The 20131-nt window shown below is 71.2% G+C and carries 13 protein-coding genes; 1 reads left to right on the top strand and 12 read right to left on the bottom strand.

Features of this window, described 5'->3' with window-relative positions; genetic code table 11:
• Positions 1 to 63: 63 nt before the first annotated feature.
• The 4 genes from EJC51_RS35245 to EJC51_RS35230 all read right to left on the bottom strand — a co-directional run bounded on the left by EJC51_RS35245 (position 64) and on the right by EJC51_RS35230 (position 4904).
• Entirely contained in the window at positions 64 to 747 is a 684-nt protein-coding gene (locus EJC51_RS35245) for a response regulator transcription factor (RefSeq protein ID WP_126274746.1), read from the bottom strand.
• Positions 744 to 1895, bottom strand: coding sequence for a sensor histidine kinase (locus tag EJC51_RS35240; protein WP_126274745.1), 1152 nt, complete (start codon positions 1893 to 1895; stop codon positions 744 to 746). The genes EJC51_RS35245 and EJC51_RS35240 overlap by 4 nt, the downstream gene beginning before the upstream one ends.
• Positions 1892 to 2416, bottom strand: a complete 525-nt coding sequence (locus EJC51_RS35235) for a CcdC protein domain-containing protein (protein WP_126274744.1) — start codon at positions 2414 to 2416, stop codon at positions 1892 to 1894. The genes EJC51_RS35240 and EJC51_RS35235 overlap by 4 nt, the downstream gene beginning before the upstream one ends.
• Positions 2417 to 2780: 364 nt before the next feature.
• Positions 2781 to 4904, bottom strand: coding sequence for a DNA gyrase/topoisomerase IV subunit B (locus EJC51_RS35230; RefSeq protein WP_126274743.1), 2124 nt, complete (start codon positions 4902 to 4904; stop codon positions 2781 to 2783).
• Between the two features lie 440 nt (positions 4905 to 5344).
• Here EJC51_RS35230 and EJC51_RS35225 point away from each other — a divergent pair, with 440 nt between their 5' ends.
• Entirely contained in the window at positions 5345 to 5575 is a 231-nt protein-coding gene (locus tag EJC51_RS35225) for a DUF7455 domain-containing protein (RefSeq protein WP_079309265.1), read from the top strand.
• A 151-nt stretch (positions 5576 to 5726) separates the two neighbouring features.
• Here the strand turns inward: EJC51_RS35225 and EJC51_RS35220 are convergent, their stop codons facing one another.
• From EJC51_RS35220 to EJC51_RS35185, 8 genes are all read right to left on the bottom strand, one after another.
• On the bottom strand, positions 5727 to 6584 hold the full coding sequence (locus EJC51_RS35220) for a S1 family peptidase (RefSeq protein WP_126274742.1): 858 nt from the start codon (positions 6582 to 6584) through the stop codon (positions 5727 to 5729).
• Positions 6585 to 6753: 169 nt separating this feature from the next.
• Positions 6754 to 8289, bottom strand: coding sequence for an RNA polymerase sigma factor (locus EJC51_RS35215; protein ID WP_126274741.1), 1536 nt, complete (start codon positions 8287 to 8289; stop codon positions 6754 to 6756).
• 442 nt (positions 8290 to 8731) lie between these two features.
• On the bottom strand, positions 8732 to 9619 hold the full coding sequence (locus tag EJC51_RS35210) for a FadR/GntR family transcriptional regulator (protein ID WP_126274740.1): 888 nt from the start codon (positions 9617 to 9619) through the stop codon (positions 8732 to 8734).
• 162 nt (positions 9620 to 9781) lie between these two features.
• Entirely contained in the window at positions 9782 to 12097 is a 2316-nt protein-coding gene (locus EJC51_RS35205) for an ABC transporter ATP-binding protein (RefSeq protein ID WP_126274739.1), read from the bottom strand.
• A 154-nt stretch (positions 12098 to 12251) separates the two neighbouring features.
• Positions 12252 to 13010 carry an NUDIX hydrolase gene (locus EJC51_RS35200; RefSeq protein ID WP_126274738.1) on the bottom strand — a complete coding sequence of 253 codons (759 nt, stop codon included), beginning with the start codon at positions 13008 to 13010 and terminating at the stop codon, positions 12252 to 12254.
• A gap of 130 nt (positions 13011 to 13140) precedes the next feature.
• Positions 13141 to 15057, bottom strand: coding sequence for a glycogen debranching N-terminal domain-containing protein (locus EJC51_RS35195; RefSeq protein ID WP_425276850.1), 1917 nt, complete (start codon positions 15055 to 15057; stop codon positions 13141 to 13143).
• Positions 15058 to 15937: 880 nt separating this feature from the next.
• Complete coding sequence (locus tag EJC51_RS35190; RefSeq protein WP_126274737.1) at positions 15938 to 17710, bottom strand: DUF4192 domain-containing protein; 1773 nt, start codon at positions 17708 to 17710, stop codon at positions 15938 to 15940.
• A 138-nt stretch (positions 17711 to 17848) separates the two neighbouring features.
• Positions 17849 to 20008 (bottom strand): RecQ family ATP-dependent DNA helicase, encoded by a 2160-nt coding sequence (locus EJC51_RS35185; RefSeq protein WP_126274736.1) that lies wholly within the window; start codon positions 20006 to 20008, stop codon positions 17849 to 17851.
• Between the last annotated feature and the right edge of the window lie 123 nt (positions 20009 to 20131).

The raw sequence follows: 20131 nt of genomic DNA, 5'->3' as shown, positions 1-20131 counted from the left end.
GGATGGACAGAACGGGAAGATCCCCGACTCTTCTTCCCTTCGCGCTTCACCCCATCAGGTGATTCAACCCGTGGGAGGCCGCACAAGCCCCTTGGCGTAGGCGTAACGCACTGCCTGCGCCCGGTCCTTGAGCCCGGTCTTGGCGAACATGTTGTTGATGTGGGTCTTCACGGTCGCCGTGGAGACGTGCAAGGTGCGGGCGATCTCCTGGTTGCTGAGCCCATCAGCGATCAGGAGCAGCACCTCGGTCTCTCGCGCGGTGAGCCCGTCCGGGGGCTCCGCGGGCTCGGCCGGCCGGGGCTCGGGCTCCGACAGCCGCTCCAGCAGCCGCCGTTGGACGCTCGGCGAGAGCCCGGCGTCCCCGGACAGCACGCTGTGCACCGCCCGCACGATCTCGTCACCTCCCGCGTCCTTGGTGAGATAGCCTCGCGCTCCCGCCTTCAGCGCCGGGAAGAGCGACGCGTCGTCCCCGAACGTCGTGAGCACCACCACCTGGGTCCCCGGATGTTCGGTACGGATCCGCCGGGTCGCCGCCACGCCGTCGCAGCGGGGCATGCGCAGGTCCATCAGCACCACGTCCGGAGCGAGTTCGGCGACCAGCCGCACCGCCTCGTCCCCGTCTGCGGCGGCTCCCACGACCTCGACCCCCGGCAGCAGTCCGAGCAACATCACGATGCCCTCGCGGACGACGGTCTGGTCGTCCGCGACCACCACCCGCGCGACCTTGCCGTCGAACTCGTCCGTCATACGGGCACCTTCAGCGTCACCGTGAATCCCTCCTCGTCCGGCCCGGCGTCCAGCGAGCCGCCGAGCAGTTCGGCACGCTCGCGCATGCCCAGCAGACCGTATCCGCCCCCCGTGGCGGTGAGTTCGCCCGACGATCCCCCCGAGTCCCGTACGTCCAAGGTCACTTGATGCTCGCCGTAGGCCAGCCGAAGCTGCACCTTGGCGCCCGGCGCATGCTTGCGCACGTTGGTCAACGCTTCCTGGGCGACCCTCCGCACAGCCTGCGAGGCCTCGGCCGGCAGGGCTCTGCGCTCACCCGTAATGGTGACCTCGGCTCCCGCGCTCGTCTCCACGAGCTGGGCGAGGAAGTCCTCCAACGGGGTCATGTCCCCGCGCAGAGCCGACAACGCCTGTCGGGTCTCAGTGAGGCCGTCCCGCGCCATGCCCCGTGCCGCCACGACCCGCTCGAGGATCTGGTCCCGGTCCGCCCCCCGCTCGATCAGCAGCCGCGCGGCCTCCAGATGCACGAGCTGCGCCGAGAGGCTGTGGGCCAGCACGTCGTGGATCTCCCGGGCGATACGAGCCCGCTCCGCCAGGGCGGCCGATTCCGCCTCGGCCTTCCGCGCGGCGCGCTCCTGGGCGAGCAGTCGCTGGGCGCTGCCCCGGGCCTCGGCGTCAAGGCGCAGCGTGTACCCGGCGAGGGCCAGTCCCAGGCAGGTGACCACGGTCGTCAGCACATCGTCGTCGTTGAGGGCTCCGTAGGCGCCGAGCGCCATCGCCGTGACCGGCGCGGCAACGGCCAGGGGCAGTCGCTCCAGCGCGGCGACGGCGGACGCGCACCAGATCACGAGGGCCGGTACCAGCAGCCCGGAAACCTGGGCGAGGACGGCGACTCCCTGGAGCAGCCCCCATGTCAGCAGCGCGGGCCAGAGCCGGTGCTGAAGCGTGGCCCGGTAGAACGCCCACGCCAGCAGGGCTGCGACGACGAATCCGCCGGCACCCGCGGCGATTCGCCAGCCATGAGCCGAGCTACTCGTCAGGGCACCCCACAGCAGCAGGGAGAGGAGCAGCAGCCTCACTCCCCAGGCCAGCAGGCGCCGAGGCCGCGAGAACCCCTCGCGCCCGAGCGCCTCCCGGGATGGCCAGCGTGTCCACAGGTTCTCTGTCACACACGCTCCTTCCAGGCGGACCGAGGCACGGCGTCACCGTACGCCGAACCCCGTACGGAAGCCGGGCGCGGAGACTGGGCACGCCAGGCGAGGATGCCCGCGCGCACGAGCAGCGTGGCGGCCAGGGCGAGGAGCAGGGCGGACGACTCCTGGTGGATGCCGAGTGCGGCGCCGAGGGCGTAGAGGCCGACGCGGAGGGCTATGCCGACGAGCCAGACCAATCCGCTCGCTTTGGTGCTCTTGCTCCACACGGCGCCGTCGGGCTCGGTCCACACGCGGGAGGTCCAGGCCCAGGCCGCGCCGGTGGCGAGACCGATGAGCAGCTCTGCCGTGAGGAGAGCGGCCGAGGAAGTGTGGTGGTGGGCGTCTATGAGGCCGGGTTCGCGCAGGGCGACGGCGGCCAGCACGACCGGCAGCAGCCACCAGCGCCGCTCGGTGTCGATCCGCTGCGCGCGGAACTGGCGCGCGATCACCACGACGACAACGGCCGCGATCAGGAATCCGTCGACAAGCCCGGACATCGGTGCCTCCGTGAGCGAAAGGGACGCTGCCGACAGCGAGCGCTGCCGACGCCTTCGACGCTACGGAAATTCGCAGGTCAGCGGATCGGCGCTGGGGTGGATCGAAGGTGGAGGCAGGGAGACGGGGGCATCCACCCACGGGTGGAGAACCCGAAGGACGGTCGGGACTGGGCCGGCCTCAGGCCGAATCCGGTCGGGGCCGAACCAGCCCCAAAAGCCGAACCCGGCCCGAAACCAAACCCGGCCCGAAACCGAACCGACCCCAGCCAGATGAACCCAGCCCAGTCACCCCAGCCCAGCCCCAGCCCAGCCCCGCCCAAGCCAAGCGCAGCCCCGCCCAAGCCAAGCGCAGCGCCCGGCCGCACTACGCGTCGATACGCGACCGGTCCAGCGTCGCCGCCGAGCTGGAGATGAACTCCTTGCGCGGCGCCACATCGTTGCCCATCAGCAGATCGAAGACCTGCTCGGCGGCCTCCAGGTCGGAGAGGTTCACCCGGCGCAGGGTGCGGTGTCGTGGGTCCATGGTCGTCTCCGCCAGCTGGTCGGCATCCATCTCACCGAGACCCTTGTAGCGCTGGATGGAGTCCTTGTACCGGACGCCCTTGCTCTGGAACTCCATGAGCTTGTCGCGCAGTTCGCGGTCCGAGTACGTGTAGACGTACTTGTCCTGCCCCTTCTTGGGCTGGATGAGCTCGATGCGGTGCAGCGGCGGCACCGCGGCGAAGACCCGTCCCGCCTCGATCATCGGCCGCATATAGCGCTGGAACAGCGTGAGCAACAGGGTCCGGATGTGGGAGCCGTCCACGTCGGCGTCGGTCATCATGATGATCTTGCCGTAGCGGGCCGCGTCGATGTCGAAGGTCCGGCCCGACCCTGCTCCTATGACCTGGATGATCGCGCCGCATTCGGCGTTCTTGAGCATATCGGTCACGGACGACTTCTGGACGTTGAGGATCTTGCCGCGGATCGGCAGCAGCGCCTGGAACTCGGAGTTCCGGGCCAGCTTCGCCGTACCCAGCGCGGAGTCTCCCTCGACGATGAACAGCTCGCTGCGGTCGACGTCGTCGCTGCGGCAGTCGGCGAGCTTGGCGGGCAGCGACGAGGACTCCAGGGCCGTCTTCCGGCGCTGCGCGTCCTTGTGCTGGCGGGCCGCGATGCGCGTCCGCGCGGCGGCGACGACCTTCTCCATGACGACCCGGGCCTGGGCCGCGGCGTCGCGCTTGGTGGAGGTCAGGAACGCCTTGAGCTCCTTGGAGATCACGGTGTTCACGATGCGGCGGGCCGCCGAGGTGCCGAGGACCTCCTTGGTCTGGCCCTCGAACTGCGGCTCGGCGAGACGGACCGTCACGACCGCCGTGAGGCCTTCCAGGGCGTCGTCCTTGACGATGTCGTCCTCGGCGACGCGCAGCAGCTTCTTGGCGCGCAGCACCTCGAGCATGGTGCTCGTCACCGCGGTCTCGAAGCCCGCCACATGGGTGCCGCCCTTGGGGGTGGCGATGATGTTCACGAACGACTTCAGGGTCGTGTCGTATCCCGTGCCCCAGCGCAGCGCGACGTCGACGTCGAGCTCGCGGGTGACCTGGGTGGGCGTCATCTGGCCGTGCTCGTCGAGGACGGGGACGGTCTCCCTGAAGGTGCCCTGGCCGGAGAAGCGGAGGACGTCGCAGACCGGCTTGTCGGTCGCCAGGTACTCGCAGAACTCGCTGATGCCCCCGTCGAAGCGGAAAGACTCCTCGCCCTTGCTGCCGCCCTCGCCGAGCCCGAACTCGTCGCGTACGACGATGGTGAGGCCGGGGACGAGGAACGCGGTCTGGCGGGCCCGCTGGTGGAGGTGCTCCAGGGAGAGCTTGGCGTCCTTGAGGAAGATCTGCCGGTCGGCCCAGTAGCGGACGCGCGTGCCGGTGCGGGTCTTGGGGATCTTCTTGGCCTTGCGCAGCCCACTGGTGGCGTCGAACTTCGCGTCGGGCCCGGCGCCGGCGAAGGCGCCGGGAACGCCGCGCCGGAAGCTGACCGCGTGGGTGTGCCCGCTGCGGTCCACCTCGACGTCCAGCCGCGCGGACAGGGCGTTCACCACGGAGGCGCCCACGCCGTGCAGACCGCCGGAGGCCGCGTAGGAGCCGCCTCCGAACTTGCCGCCGGCGTGCAGCTTGGTCATGACGACCTCGACGCCGGACAGACCGGTCTTGGGTTCGACGTCGACCGGGATGCCTCGGCCGTTGTCGCGGACCTCCACCGACCCGTCGTCGTGGAGGATGACCTCGATGTGGTCGCAGTAGCCCCCGAGGGCCTCGTCCACGGAGTTGTCGATGATTTCCCACAGGCAGTGCATCAGGCCACGACTGTCGGTCGAGCCGATGTACATGCCCGGGCGTTTGCGCACGGCCTCGAGCCCCTCGAGGACGAGGAGGTGCCGCGCGGTGTAGTTGGAACCGTCCCGGTCTGCTCCTGCCAGCAGCGCTGTGGACGGCACGGACGTCTCGGCGGTCACGCGGTTCGCTCCTCGCTGAATTTCAGGTGTGGCCCTTGTGGGTAAGGGCGCGGCTTCGGCCGCCGCCAAGAGGGTACCGAGGCCTGGTAGAGCCGTTGTAACGCCACCCTCGTCAAAACTCACACTAGTCCAGAGTCGCATGCATGTTCGATCCCTCGATGGAGTGAAGTACATATCACGTTCCCTTCGGGGCATGAACCATTTAGGCTCCGGGCACGTCCTCATGAACAACCGGCAACCCAGCCGGGAGGACCGACATCGACAGACAGCGCGAACCCGTAAGACACATAGACACGCAATACGGCACATTCGCCGCCAACCGGCAGCAGACGGCCGGCCTCGAAAGATTTTTTTGAGGAAAAGCCCCGAGCGGGAACGTTTTCGGGCTGGTTGGATGTTGACCCTGGTACGACAGCTCGTCGAGCTAGAGAAGAGGCGACGTGACTACTGTTCTGACCCCCGCGAGCCCGTTGACGGCCGCCGATCGCTGCGACCGCTGCGGCGCCCAGGCATACCTGCGCGTCGTCCTGCTCAGCGGCGGTGAACTGCTCTTCTGCGCCCACCACGGTCGCAAGTTCGAGCCGGAACTCAAGAAGATCGCCGCTGAGATACAGGACGAGACGGAGCGGCTGACGACCGTTCCCGCATCCGCCTCCGAAGAAGAGCGCTGACACCTCGCACCCACGACGAGCCAGCACCGGCACAGGCCGACATGCGGACGGCCGCCCCTGATTTCAGGGGCGGCCGTCCGCGCTCTTACCGAGCATCACCTCGCGCGGCCAGCGAGGCCGCCGACAAGCGCTCATGGCCCCGCCACGCCCCTCAGGGCCGGTGCGAGCCTTCTCCCGTCCTGTCGCCCCACCCGAGCGTCCGTACGACGTCGGACACGCGCGTGTAGACGCCAGGGCTGCCCGGCAGCGCACAGCCACTCCCCCAGGACACCAGCCCGATCAGCCGCCCCTGGGCGACCAACGGCCCACCGCTGTCCCCCTGACAGGCGTCACGACCGCCCTGTTCCTCCCCGGCGCAGAGCATCGAGTCGGCGCGATAGGCGCCGTCCGCGGTGCCCGGATAGGCCTGCTCGCACAGGCTGTCGGACAGCACATGAATGCGGGCGGCCCGCAGACTGTGCGCGTAGTCGCCGCCCCCTGTGACATCACCCCACCCGTAGACCGTCGCGTCCGTACCCGGTGCGTACGCCGGGTCACCGCCGGCCGCCATGGTGATGACCGAGTCCTGCGACAGCGGTTCGGCGAGCCCGAGCACCGCGAAGTCGCCGGCGTTGGTGGCGGGGTCGTATCCCGGGTTCACCCAGGTGTCCCGTACGCGGATCTCCTGGCCCTCGTCCGAGAGCAGGTCCGTGCGGCCCGTGATGACCTTGAGATCACGCACCCGGTTGGGCGGTGCTCCCAGGACGTCCTCGCCCACGCAATGGGCCGCGGTGAGCACTGCGGTCCGGCCGATGGCCACGCCGCCGCAGAACTGCCCCGCGCGCGTACCCCCGAACCGGTCACGGCTGGACAGCGCCACGGTCCATGGGCCGTCCGAGATGTCGACGGGAAATCCGCCTACGACGATGCTGTCGGCGGCCACGGGGGCGGCGGACGCCAGCGGTATGGCGCCCGCCACGGCCGCCAGGACCAGCGACCGGTTCAGCGCCCGGGCAAAAGGACGACGCATGCACATTCCTCACTCTGGGTCGGACTGGGGAAACCCAGAGTGATCCACGCCGCCGCGCCCCGCACCCGCTGGACCGAGCCCACGGCCCGCACCCCGGCCACGCCCGCCCAGCACGAAGGCCCCGCTCCCTGGGCGGGGAACCGGGCCTTCGACGTCGTACGACCGCGTCCTAGTCGAGGTAGTCGCGCAGCACCTGCGAACGCGACGGGTGGCGCAGCTTCGACATCGTCTTGGACTCGATCTGGCGGATGCGCTCACGCGTCACGCCGTACACCTTGCCGATCTCGTCGAGGGTCTTCGGCTGACCGTCGGTGAGACCGAAGCGCATCGAGACGACGCCCGCCTCGCGCTCGGACAGGGTGTCGAGGACGGAGTGCAGCTGCTCCTGGAGGAGCGTGAAGCTGACCGCGTCGGCCGGGACGACCGCCTCGGAGTCCTCGATGAGGTCACCGAACTCGCTGTCGCCGTCCTCGCCCAGCGGGGTGTGCAAGGAGATGGGCTCGCGGCCGTACTTCTGGACCTCGATGACCTTCTCGGGGGTCATGTCGAGTTCCTTGGCCAGCTCCTCCGGGGTGGGCTCGCGGCCCAGGTCCTGGAGCATCTGGCGCTGCACGCGCGCGAGCTTGTTGATGACCTCGACCATGTGCACCGGGATACGGATGGTGCGGGCCTGGTCGGCCATCGCGCGGGTGATCGCCTGACGGATCCACCAGGTGGCGTACGTGGAGAACTTGTAGCCCTTGGTGTAGTCGAACTTCTCGACCGCGCGGATCAGACCGAGGTTGCCCTCCTGGATGAGGTCCAGGAAGAGCATGCCGCGGCCGGTGTAGCGCTTGGCCAGGGAGACCACCAGACGGAGGTTGGCCTCCAGGAGGTGGTTCTTGGCGCGGCGGCCGTCCTCGGCGATGATCTCCAGCTCGCGCTTGAGCTTCGGGGCGAGCTTGTCGGCGTTGGACAGCTTGTCCTCGGCGAACAGACCCGCCTCGATGCGCTTGGCGAGCTCGACCTCCTGCTCGGCGTTGAGGAGCGGGACCTTACCGATCTGCTTGAGGTAGTCCTTGACGGGGTCGGCGGTGGCGCCGGCGACGGCGACCTGCTGGGCCGGCGCGTCGTCCTCGTCGTCGTCGGAGAGGACGAAGCCCTTGCTCTCGCCGCCCTCCTCTTCCTCTTCGCCGGGCTTGATGTCCTCGAGAACCTCGTCCTCGAGAACCTCCGCGTCGTCCTTGCCGGCGGTCGTCTTCTTGGCCGTCGCCTTCTTGGCGACGGTCTTCTTCGCGACGGCCTTCTTGGCGGGCGTCGCCTTCTTGGCAGCGGCCTTCTTCACGGGAGCCTCGCCCTCGGCGGAGGCCTCGACGGCGGGCGCCGCCGGGGTGGCGGTGGCAGTGGCCTTCTTCGTGGTCACCGTCTTCGCCGCGACCGTCTTGGTGGCGGTGCGCTTGGCCGGACTCTTCGCTGCGACGCTCTTTCGGGTGCGCTTGGGCTCCGCGGCACTGACCATCAGCGTCACACCCTCTTCCTCGAGGATCTGGTTGAGGCTGCGCAGTACGTTCTTCCACTGAGTGGCCGGAATCTGGTCAGCTTCGAAGGCCCGACGCACATCGTCGCCGGCGATCTGCCCCTCAGCCTTTCCCCGCTCAATCAGAGCCATGACAGAGACGGACTCGGCGATCTCCGGCGGGAGCGTACGGGATGTGCTGGCCGACACGAACAACCTCTCGGAACGTTGGAAAACGGCTTCCGGCCCCGTCCGGGATGGACAGGAACCGACCACCGGCCGTGGGGATGGGCCGACGGTGCGGGCGGGGGCCGGGAAGATGCACAGCGCCATTCATGGCGTCCGTATTCCCTCCGCGGCTGTCACCTCTTAGGTCATCGCGTTGTTTCCAGGAGTGTTACGCCCAATCTGCGTGGCCCGAGTCACACCCCGTAAGCGCTCAAAAACGGTCAGACACGGACAGAGGGAGTCACCTGCGGGCACCGGGAGGAAGAAAACGTCTTGCGAACCACCTTGCGAACCCCTTCGCCCGCACCGTCGGACCCCGCAGGATTCCGAAGGATCCTGCGGGGTCCGACGGGAGGCGGCCCTTCGGCCGGACGATGCCCAGGAGGGGGAGGCACCCTCCGGCCGCGCCGCCCGCGGTGCGCGGTCAGTGTTCGCGCGGCGCCGGCACCACGCGCTCCACCTCAGGGTGGACGGTCAGCAGCTGGCGCATGGCGGACTCGGCGGCCATGCCGTCGCCGGCGGCGAGGGCGTCGACGATCCTGCCGTGCTGCGCCAGGGAGGCCTCGTTCGGCCGGTCGCAGCCGGTGACCGGTCCGCCGGACACCTGGAGCGCGGCCGACACGATCCCGGAAAGGTGCTCCAGCATGCGGTTGCTCGCGACCTGGATGAGCAGGGAATGGAACTCGGCGTCCGCGCGCGAGAACGTCAGCGCGTCACCCTGGGCCATGGCGTGGCCCATGATCTCCACCATGTCGGCGAGCCGCTGCTGCACCTCCTCACGCCCATGACCGGCGGCGAGACGCGCGGCGAGCGGCTCGATGGTCCAGCGCAGCTCGCTCAGCTCGCGGCGCTGGTCGTCGCGCTGCGGCCCGAAGGCCCGCCACTCGATGATGTCCGGGTCGAGGAGGTTCCAGTCGCTGACCGGGCGCACGCGCGTACCGACGTTCGGGCGGGCACTGACCAGGCCCTTGGCCTCGAGGACGCGGAGAGACTCGCGGACGACGGTGCGGGAGACCTCGAAACGCTGGCCGATCTCCTCGGGCACCAGCGGGCGGTCGGCGCCCAGATCGCCCGAGACGATCATCTGGCCCAGCTGCTGGACGAGTTGGCCGTGCAGTCCGCGTCCACGGCTGCCCGCGGCGCGTCGGCCCACGCGGCCCAGCTCGGGTTCCGCGGCGTCCCAGGCGGAGGCGCCGAGGCGGTCTGCGGCGGGCGCATCCGCGTAGGGGTAGCGGTCGAGTTCGCCCGGGCCGGCGAGGCCGGAGTCTGCGGAGCGGGCGGCGGTCATCATGGTGTGCGCAAGGGTACTCACGGATCCTTTGTCGGCGCCGTCCCCAACTCCCTTGAGGTCTTTGGTGAAAAGCACACGAAAGGGTGATCGCTCACCCCGTCGCAATTGACGCCTTATCGGAAAGAAATGGGCTTTCCCTGGGGAGTTGTGCACAGAGCGGGATCGGAAGGTCACGGACGGTCGTCATCGGACCCTGCTGCGCAGGGTCATGAGCAGATATGCGCAGAGCAGGGCCGTCAACGACAACGTCAGTGCCCCGCCTACGGGTTGGCCGATCACCCGAGCCACGCCGGACAGATAGCGCTCTCCACCGAAGGGCCATTGGAGCAGAAACGTCTCACGCAGCCGCATCGGGAACCCTGCGGCCGTCCGCACAGCCGGTCCCTCCAAGACCTTTTGTACGAGGGGTACGACGACGACGGGTACGGCGACCACGGCGGCCAGCCCGGCCGTGGTGGACCGGAAAATGCCCGCGGCCAGCACCCCCGCCCAGGCACAGCCCACGACGAGCCCCGTCCAACTCGCGCCCAGCGAGAGCCAGTCGGCGGGAACTCGCGCGAGCTCCCGTCCGTACACGAGATAGAGCACTTCGGCGTCGCAGCCCACCGTGAGGAAGGCCAGCAGCAGCGCGGTGGCTGCGGAGACGACGAGTTTGGCCACGAGCAGCCCCAGCCGACGCGGCACGCTGCCGCGGTCCGCCGCCAGCGCGGGGTGGCGGAACTCGTCCCCGAAGGCGAACGCCCCGAGCAGCCCGGCCCCGAGCGCCGCAGGCGGCAGCGGCAGCTCCCGCGGCCACGCGGCGAGCAGCCGGTGCTGCGGGGTGTGACCGATGCGGGCGAGCAGTACGGCGGTCAGGGCGGACACGACCAGCACGGCGGCCCCCGTGAGGAACCCGGTCCCGACCCCGGCCGCGCGCCGCACCTCGTACCGGAGCGGGCGGAGGGGGCTGGGGGCGGGGCGGACGGAGATGGGGGGTGGAAGTTCGGACAGGGCGACGGGCTTGGCGATCACTGGGGGGTGGGCGATCCGGGCGGGGGTTGACGTGGGCTTGGGATCGACGGCGGGCGAGGGTCGTACGGGAGTTCGCGTCGACCCGGGTTCGACGGGAGGCGAGGGCCGTCCGACGGCTCCCGCCGACTCGGGAGGCAAGGGCCGTGCCGGGGTTCGCGTCGACTCGGGAGCCGCGGCTGGCGAGGGCCGTCCGACGGTTTCCGCCGACTCGGGAGGCGAGGGCCGTGCCAGGGTGCGCGTCGACTCGGGATCAGTCGGCGGTGGGGCTTGCTCGGGAGGGCCCGCCGTCTCGGGATCGCCAGGGGGCGAGGTCCGTCCCGAGTGGGGCTTGCCGTCTGGGGCGAGGTCTGATGGTGGTGAGTCCCTCAGGGATTGCGGTTGCGGTACGGCGCTGAGGGCCGTCGGTTCCGGCGAAGGGGCGCCGGTCCCCTGAGCGATGTCCGCTTGTCCGGGTCGGTCGGTGTCGGCCGGGCGCGTGGAAGGCGTGCCGGACTTCTCCGGGGCATCGTCTTCTGCGGGTACGGCGGTCGCGACCGATTCCGCCGGAAGGGCCTCGGAAGCCCGCGCGGTGTCCGTGGTGGGCCCTTCGCCCCATGGAGTGGCTTCCGCGCCCGGCCCCATGTCGCCGATCTCGTCCGCGAGTTGGTGGACGAGCACGCCGTGGCGGAACGCGATCTCACCGACGTCGGCACAGGTGCTGCCGTACACGGAGAGGCGGTTGCCGCCCTCGCGGACCACCTCGACGGAGCGGTGTGCCGTGCGGGCTTCCTTGGCGAGGAGGGCGGCGAGGCGGGCGGCGTGCGGGGTGCGGACGGCGACTCGGGGGCGCAGCCGGGTGCGGGAGAAGTCGGCGGCCTCCTGGTCGGCGACGAGTCTGCCCTCGTCGAGGGTGACGACTCGATCGGCGGTGCGGGCGGCCTCTTTGGGGTCGGCGGTGGTGATGAGCACGGTGCCGCCCTGCGCCGCGTGGGCGCGCAGCATGCCGTACAGCCATCTGCTTTCCCGGGCAGAGAGCCCTTCTGCGGGGTTGTCCAGCACGAGTGTGTGCGGGTCGGACAGCAGGGCGCAGGCCAGGCCGAGGCGGCGGTCCATGCCGCGCGACAGCGTGCCGAGCCGCTCCTCGCGCAGGCTGACGAGACCGACGACCTCCAGCACCTCGTCGGCACGCCGTACCGGAACCCCCGCGGCGGCGCACAACATCCGCAGATGTCCTCGCACCGTGCGCGCCGGGTGGCCCGGCACATCGCCGAGGAGCACGCCGACTTCGCGCGAGGGATGGGCGAGCCGGTGCAGGGGGCGGCCTCTGAAGTAGGTGACGCCGCGGCCCTGTTGGAGTTCGAGCATGAGCCTGAGCGTCGTCGTCTTGCCCGCCCCCGGCGCACCGAGCAGCGCGGTGACGCGGCCCGCCCGGGCTTCGAACGAGACGTCGTCGACGGCGGGCGGAAGCTCCTTGCGGGGGTTGCTGGTCAGTCCGAAGGCCTGGATCACCCGTAGCAAGATAGCGCGCTATGTCCGTTTTTTCGGTACCGCAAGGCCCGCTCCGCAGGCGGTAGTCAGGCCTTTCGGACCAGTGTTCGCCGCCCAACCACCCCTGCGGACACCGCCTGATGCCCCACCGCCCGCAAAACCACCCAAGTCCGCGTCATACCTCGGGGCGCAGCATCGGCGGGTTGAGGAGGGTGGCGCCGCCGGCCCGGAAGAGCTGCGCGGGGCGGCCGCCCTGTCGTGTGGTCGTACCGCCGGTGGGAACGAGAAAGCCCGGCGTCCCCGTCACCTTGCGGTGGAAGTTGCGCGGGTCCAGCGCCACGCCCCACACCGCTTCGTAGACGCGGCGCAGCTCTCCCACGGTGAACTCGGTGGGGCAGAACGCCGTGGCCAGCGACGAGTACTCGATCTTGGAACGGGCGCGTTCCACACCGTCGGACAGGATCTGCGCGTGGTCGAAGGCGAGCGGCGCGACCGGTTCGCCGTCCCGGCCGTAGCCCCCTTGCTGGAGCAGTTCCTCGACCGGCGCCCAGCGCGCGTTGCTGGCGTCGCCGCCCGCCCGGGGTGCGGGCAGGTCGGGGGCGAGCGCCAGGTGCGCGACACTGACCACCCGCATCCGAGGGTCCCGCTTGGGGTCGCCGTAGGTCGCGAGCTGCTCCAGGTGGGCGCCGTTGTCCTGCGCCGGGGCGGCCGGGTCGTGAGCGCGCAGCCCCGTCTCCTCGGTGAGTTCGCGGGCCGCCGCCTGCGACAGGTCCTCGTCGGCCCGTACGAAACCGCCGGGAAGCGCCCAGCGCCCCTGGAAGGGCGGTTCGCCCCTGCGCACCGCCAGCGCGCACAGAGCATGACGGCGCACGGTCAGCACGACCAGGTCCACGGTGACGGCGAAGGGCGGAAAGGCTGACGGGTCGTAGGGCATGCGGCGATCATAGTCGTCTGCTTGACGATAAACACTCCCTTCGTCGGCCTCACCGGTGGCTGATCCACTTCCGTCCGCCATGTGCTCCTCGCCCGCTCCCGACTTGCCCGCAGCTGCGTGTCGTACGAGGTCACACCCCCAGTTGCAGTCCGTCGGCCGCCTCTTCGACCATGGCCAGACCGAGGCGGCTGACCCGTACGGAGAACGGGGCACCCGCGATCCGCAGCCCGGTCAGGACGATCTCTCCCAGCGGCGCACCGCGCACCGGACGCAGAGTCACCGTCCCTGCCGGGGCGTCGGGGCGGATGCCCGCGAGTGTGGTCAGCAGCATCACCCCCGCGGCCGCCGCCGTGGCCGCGGGCCGGCAGGCCGCCGGGTGCGGGACGGGTGCGCTCCCGTCGGTGCGCTGCTCCCCCGCGTACATCTCGGGCAGCCGGTGGCCGAAGGCCTCGGCCGCCGCCAGCGTGCCCCGGAGGAGTGACGCCGCCTGTTTCTCGTACCCGGCGGCGGCCAGGCCCGCGACGGCGACCGCTGTCTCCTGCGTTCTGACGGCGCCCCCGCGGTGGCCGAACGGGTTGTACCCCGCCTCTTTCGCACCCAGCCCGCGCAGCCCCCAGCCCGAGTCCATGGCGGGCCCGCCGAGCAGTCGGGCGAGCTGTTCGGTCTGCACCTTGTCGAGCAGCCCGGAGGCCAGCTCACCGCCGCCCAGCAGACCGGTGTCGAGGAGGTGGGCGGCCGCCGCGCCGAGGTGCGGGACGGGACGGCCGTCCGGGGCACGGGCTGCCGCGGGTCGGCCGCCGCCCAGGTCGTCGATCCAGAAGTCCTCCCGGAAGGCGGCCCGCAGCTGCTGCGCCCAGTGCCGCAGCGCGGCACCACCCGGTCTGCCGCAGGTGTCCAGCAGATCGGCGCCGAGCAGGGCCGCGCGATGGGCGTGTGCCTGCGTCTCGCAGCGCTGGGGCCCGCCGGGCTGTGGATCGCACAGGTAGAGAGCGTCGCCGACGGTGTTCCGCAGCCAGGTCAGACAGCGTTCGGCGGCGGGCAGGAACTCTTCCGTCTCGACCTCGGACAGGCCCCAGCGTCGGGCTTCGGCCAGCAACACCGGGAAGAGCAGCGTGGCCTCCGTGCCCGTGCAGCTTGGTGGCAGATGCGTGCCCGCGTCGCGTCTGGGCCCAGGGATCATGCCGGACTGCGGGCCCGAGCTCTGGAGCTGGGTGCGAGCGAGGGTGCGCAGGGTGCCTGCGGCGAGACGGGTGCCGAGCGGCAGGGTCATGCGGGCGGCGGCGAGCGCGTCGGCCGGGGACAGGCCGCAGCGCCAGGGCGCGCCGGCGGCGAGGTGGGTGTCGGCGGGGTGTGCGGGGTCGCGCAACAGTAGGGCCTGAAGATCCTCGATGCTCGTCCGCATGAGGTGCTGGGCCCTGTGGTCGTCGCCCATCGCACGGGCGGGGGCGAGAGGGCTCGTCGCCGCCCGGCCCACGGCCCGAACGGGTCCCGCGCGGTCGGGGTGGACCCGCAGCTCGACGCTCGCGCTGCCGCCCGGCGGCATGACCAACTCCCAGCGCAGCAGTCCGGCCGAGGCCAGCGCGTCGGCGGGCGGCGGGTCTGCCGTGACCGACGCGTTCCCGAGGGGCGACGACCAGCGCAGACCGGAGTCATGGACGCTCGCGGGCAGTTCGGGCCCCGGGCCACCGGCCGCGATGGCACCCAGATCGGCCAGGTCCGTGCCGAGGGCCACCTCGACCGGCAGCCGCAGGGGACGAACGGCCGCGCTGTGCAGGGTGATCCGCTCCGTACCGTCAGCGTGCCGGATGCGCTCGACGAGCACATCCGGGTCCGGGCCCACATGCGGAGAGGTGCGGACGGTGCCCAGGAACCGCGCGCTGTCGGCCGAGGTCATCCGCGCCTGCACCGGCAGCGGTTCACGCCCGGCCACGCGAACCTGACAGCGCGATAACACACGCCGACCAGCCCGGTAGAACCCCTCCAGCCCGCGCCCCGTCAGCTGCCCCTGCTCCGTGGAGATGGCGAGGCCCGGGAGGGCGACGCAGATCAGGGTGGTGTGGGTGGATGGCAGATCGGCGGGACGACGGGGCGGCGGGAACTGGGCACCGGGGGCCGGTGAGACCGAGACACGAGGTGTCGGCCCCGTGGTGCGGGTTGGCCCGGGGGCAGGGGGCTTGTGCCGGTCTGACGCCGCCGGGCTTGCGGGATGCGGCCGGTCCGACATCGACGGGCTCGGGGGGTGCGGCCGGTCTGCCATCGGTGGACTAGAGGGGTGTGGCCGATCCGACGTCAGTGGACTTGAGGGGTGTGGCCGATCCGACGTCAGTGGACTTGAGGGGTGTGGCCGGTCCGACATCGACGGGCTTGCGGGACGGACCGAGTCTGACGCCGCCGAGCTTGGGAGATGCAACCGGTCTGTCATCGGCGGACCCAACGGATGTGGCCGGTCTGACGTCGCAGTGGACGGCGGGCTGGACTTTACGACCGGGTCCGGCTGCCGTAAGGCCGTCGAGTCCGAGGCAGAGCGTTGATCATCGGCGGTGGAGGGCGGAGTCGGCTGATACATGGGCGGCCACTTCTGCGCTCGGTGCGCCTCGGGCGGGTGCGGCATCGGCGGGGCGGGATTCTGAACCGTGGCGGGACTGTGAACGGGGCTGCGGCGGCAGGTCCGTCCACGCGTTCCGCCACTCAGGTGAACGGAGCAGGGCTCCTCGGGGTCACGCCTCCGACCGCCGAAGCAGACCGGATGGCGGCGGGGTCGGCTGGCCGCGTCCTCGCAGGTGTGCCCGGCCGCCCTCACCCTCACCCTCACCCCCGCCCTCGCCCCCGCCCTCGCCCTCGCCCTCGCCCTCGAGCGGCCGTCCCCGCTATCCCCACCGCCGTAGCCGCCGTAGCCGCCGAATCAGCCATCCCCACCCCGCACGCCATCACACAGTCCCCGCATCCCCTACGCCCCCAGATCGCGCACCACCCCCGCGCGCACCCCGGCCACTGCCGTCAACACCCTTACGAGGACGACCGGCACGAGCCGAATCGGGCCGTGTGCCTCCCTCGGGCCGAGTGCCTCCCGCCGACGTACGCGCCGCACCAGGCCGCGCACCTCCCCCCGCCGAAGCACGAGACCGGGAACCCACCCCCGGACCACGCCCCTCCCGCTCCCCCTTCGCCGAACGAGCACCGCTCGCACCCGCATCGGCGGACCGCGTCCGGCGTCGACGGCCGGAACCCACCGCGGGCTCCGAAAGCGACACGGACGAGGCAGCCTCGCCGACCTCTACGGCAGCGTCGCCGGCCCTCAGCACGGCCTCAGCGTCCTCGTCGGCTGCCATGCTTCCTGCGCCCCGCCTATCCGGCCGCCCCACGCCGGCCACGGAGTCGACGGCTTCGAGAGGCTCCGCCCGTCCCCTCTCCCCGCGTTCCGACCGCAGACAACGGCGGATCGACTCCGGGTCCAGTCCCTCGTTGCAGGCCTGGTGGAGCAGGCGTGCGAAGAGGTAGTCGGGGTCCGCGCCCAGGGCCATGGCCAGGGCCTCCCTCGCCTCCAATTGGTCGCCGGTCGACCATGCGACCCAGCCGGCGAGGGTCAGCGGCGCCGCTGCGTGTTCGCCGTACGGCCCGACGCAGCGTCGGGCGAGGGCTCGCCACAGTCGTAGAGCGGGAGCTGCCGCGTCCCCTTCCATCCACTCGGCCGCGCGGTCCCGGGTCGTGCGGTCCTGGAGGCCGAGGATCAGCGATGCGGCCTCGTCGTGGCCCAGCAGTTGGTCGTCACGGAGATCGGCGGTGAGGATGCCGGACACGGACGGTGCCTGCTCGAAGCGCCGCATGATCTGTTCGGCGAGCTCCAGGGTCTCCGCGGCCACCCCGGCGCGACCGGCCTCGTCGAGGATCCTCGGGACGATGGCCATTCCGGCGGTGTCGAGGGCGATCTCCTGGGCCAGGGCGGCGGCGTTCTCCCAGGGCATCAGCCTGGCCCGCAACTCCCGCAGGGTGCCTCGCACTTGGAGACCGGCGTAGGTGGCGGCCGCGGCGAGTACCGAGGTGCCCGGCAGGCCCATCGACTGCCCCTCGGGCGGACAGCACGCCTCGCTCACGCAGCAGTACGACCAGAAGCGGCCGTCGGAAATGCACAGCGCCTCGATCACCGGCACGTCGCGGGAGCCGCACTCGACACGCAGTTGCTGGGCGAGCGGCCGGAGTCGTTCCATCACCTCTCGGCCCGACTCTCCCCGGCCCGGCTCCTGGCAGAGGTAGGCGACCATCTGGTCGGGACGGGCTCCTCTGCGCTCGCTACCGGTGACCAGTCCGTGGGCCAACTGCCGAGCCACGGCGGGCCAGTCGTCGGCGTTCGCGGGAATGCCGAGTCGGGCGCGACCCCCGAAGCGGCCGCGTCCGTCCTTGTCGCGGAGGGCGACCAGGACGATGCTGTCCTCCGGCCGGTAGCCGAGCAGATAGGGCAGGGCGTCGGCCAGTTCGGCCGGGGTGCGCAGGGTCACCTGTTCGTCGCCGTGGCCGTCGTACGCGAGGGAGTCGACTCCTTCCGCCCGCTCCGTGCACTCGTCTGGCGCACCGAGCGTCTTGCGGGCGCCGCTTCGCGTCGTCTCCCTGCTTGCGGGAGCCGTGGAGATTTCTGCGTCGGATGCCGCGGTTTCGGCGGTTCCGTGGCTTTCAGGGGATCCGGTCGTTTCGCCGTGGTTCGTCATGCCCAGACGATCTCGCGAATCGCAGGATTCCGCTTTCGCCTGTGGATAACTCGGGCCAGGGACACGTCAATTCACCCCTGTCGCACGCCGACCGCCTGCCGAGACGTGCACCGCAAGGATGGCTCCCAGCGAGGCGACTCAGCCTGCCGCGGCAAGCACCAGAGGCAGCACCCGCTCGCTCCCGGCTCGGAGCAGCAGCCGGGCCGCGACCGCCAAGGTCCAGCCGGAGTCGGTGTAGTCGTCCACGAGCAGGACGGGGCCGGGTGTGCGGGCCAGTGCTTCGGCGAGCTCGTCGGAGACGGCGAAGCTGCCGGACAGCGCCCTGAGCCGCTGGGCGGAGTTGCTGCGCCGGGCCGCGTGCGCACCTCCCGGGCCCGTGTACGTCAGCGTGCCCAGGAACGGGAGGCGGCCGATGCCGGCGATGCCCTCGGCCAGGGAACCCACCAGGCGGGGGCGGGCCAGGGACGGTACGGCGACGACGCCCACCGGCCGGGTGGCGGCCTCCACGGCCCCGGAGGCCCACCCGTCGGGCGAGCGCGCCCAGTCGGCGAGGACGGCCACCGCGGCCCGCAGTACGTCGTCGGGGACCGGGCCGTCGGGGGCGTCCTCGGCCAACAGCGGACGTAGCCGGTTGCCCCAGCCGATGTCGGAGAGCCGCCCCAGAGCGCGCCCGGTGGAGCACTGTTCCTTGGCCGGGATGCGGCCCTTGAGGTCGATGCCCAGCGCGGGCATCCCGGTCGGCCACATCCGGCGTGGTTCGACCTCGACGCCCGGACGGTCCAGTTCCTTCGTCGCCGCCGTCAGCGTCTCCGCCGAGACGGAGGTGTCGGCCCAGGCTCCGGCGCAGTTGTCGCAGCGGCCGCAGGGGGCCGCCCCTTCGTCGTCCAGCTGGCGGCGCAGGAATTCCATCCGGCACCCGGCCGTGCTCACGTAGTCGCGCATGGCCTGCTGCTCGGCCGCGCGCTGCCGTGCCACCCAGGCGTACCGCTCGGCGTCGTAGACCCAGGGCTCGCCGGTGGCGATCCAGCCGCCCTTGACCCGCTTGACGGCCCCGTCGACGTCGAGGACCTTGAGCATGGTCTCCAGCCGGGTGCGCCGGAGGTCCACGACCGCCTCCAGGGCGGGCACGGACAGTGGCCGGCCCGCCTCGGCCAGCGCCGCGAGGGTCTGGCGGACCTGTGCCTCCGGCGGGAAGGCGGTGTCGGCGAAGTAGCGCCAGATGGCCTCGTCCTCCTTGCCCGGCAGCAGCAGCACATCGGCGTGGGCCACCCCGCGTCCCGCGCGGCCGACCTGCTGGTAGTAGGCGATCGGCGAGGACGGCGAGCCGAGATGGATGACGAACCCCAGGTCGGGCTTGTCGAAGCCCATTCCCAGCGCCGAGGTCGCGACGAGCGCCTTGACCCGGTTCTCCAGCAGGTCGGTCTCGGCCTGGAGCCGGTCGGCGTTCTCCGTGCGTCCCGTGTAGGAGGCGACCTGGTGGCCGCGCTGCCGCAGATGGGCGGTGGCCTCCTCGGCGGCGGCGACCGTCAGCGTGTAGATGATTCCGGAACCCGGCAGCTCGTCCAGATGCTCGGCGAGCCAGGCCAGGCGGTGTGCCGCGTCCGGCAGTTGGACGACGCCGAGGCGCAGGCTCTCCCGCTCCAGCGGGCCGCGCAGCACCAGCGCCTCTCCTGCGCCGGTACCGAGCTGCTCGGCCACGTCCGCGGTCACGCGCGCGTTGGCGGTCGCCGTGGTCGCCAGTACCGGCACCCCGGGAGCGAGTTCGGTGAGCATCGCCCGCAGCCGGCGGTAGTCGGGCCGGAAGTCATGCCCCCAGTCGGAGATGCAGTGCGCCTCGTCGACCACCAGCAGGCCGGTCGTGGCCGCCAGCTTGGGCAGCAACTGGTCGCGGAAGTCTACGGAGTTGAGGCGCTCGGGGCTGACCAGGAGCACGTCGGTCTCACCTCGCTCCACCTCCTCGTGGATGGTGTCCCACTCCTCGGGGTTGGCCGAGTTGATGGTGCGCGCCCTGATCCCGGCCCGCGCCGCCGACTCGACCTGGTTGCGCATCAGCGCCAGGAGCGGCGAGACGATCACCGTCGGGCCCGCTCCGCGCCGGCGCAGCAACGCGGTGGCGACGAAGTACACCGCCGACTTGCCCCAGCCGGTGCGCTGCACCACCAGCGCGCGCCGTCGGTCCTCCACCAGCGCCGCCACTGCCTGCCACTGGTCCTCCCGCAACCGCGCGGAGCCGTCCGGGGCCCCGACCAGCTCGGCGAGGACGGCATCGGCTTCGGCACGGAGTTCCAGGTTGTCCATGTCTCCATGCAACCCGATGGCACTGACAATCGGCCACTTCACAACGCGTGACACCAGGCATCCCGTGCGTCAGGCACGCGCGTGTGTCTGGCGTCGCCTGGTGAAACACCGGGTAGGGATATA

The organism is Streptomyces aquilus (assembly GCF_003955715.1).
In the GTDB taxonomy this organism is placed as follows: domain Bacteria; phylum Actinomycetota; class Actinomycetes; order Streptomycetales; family Streptomycetaceae; genus Streptomyces; species Streptomyces aquilus.
This window is presented reverse-complemented; position numbering and strand designations above follow the sequence as displayed.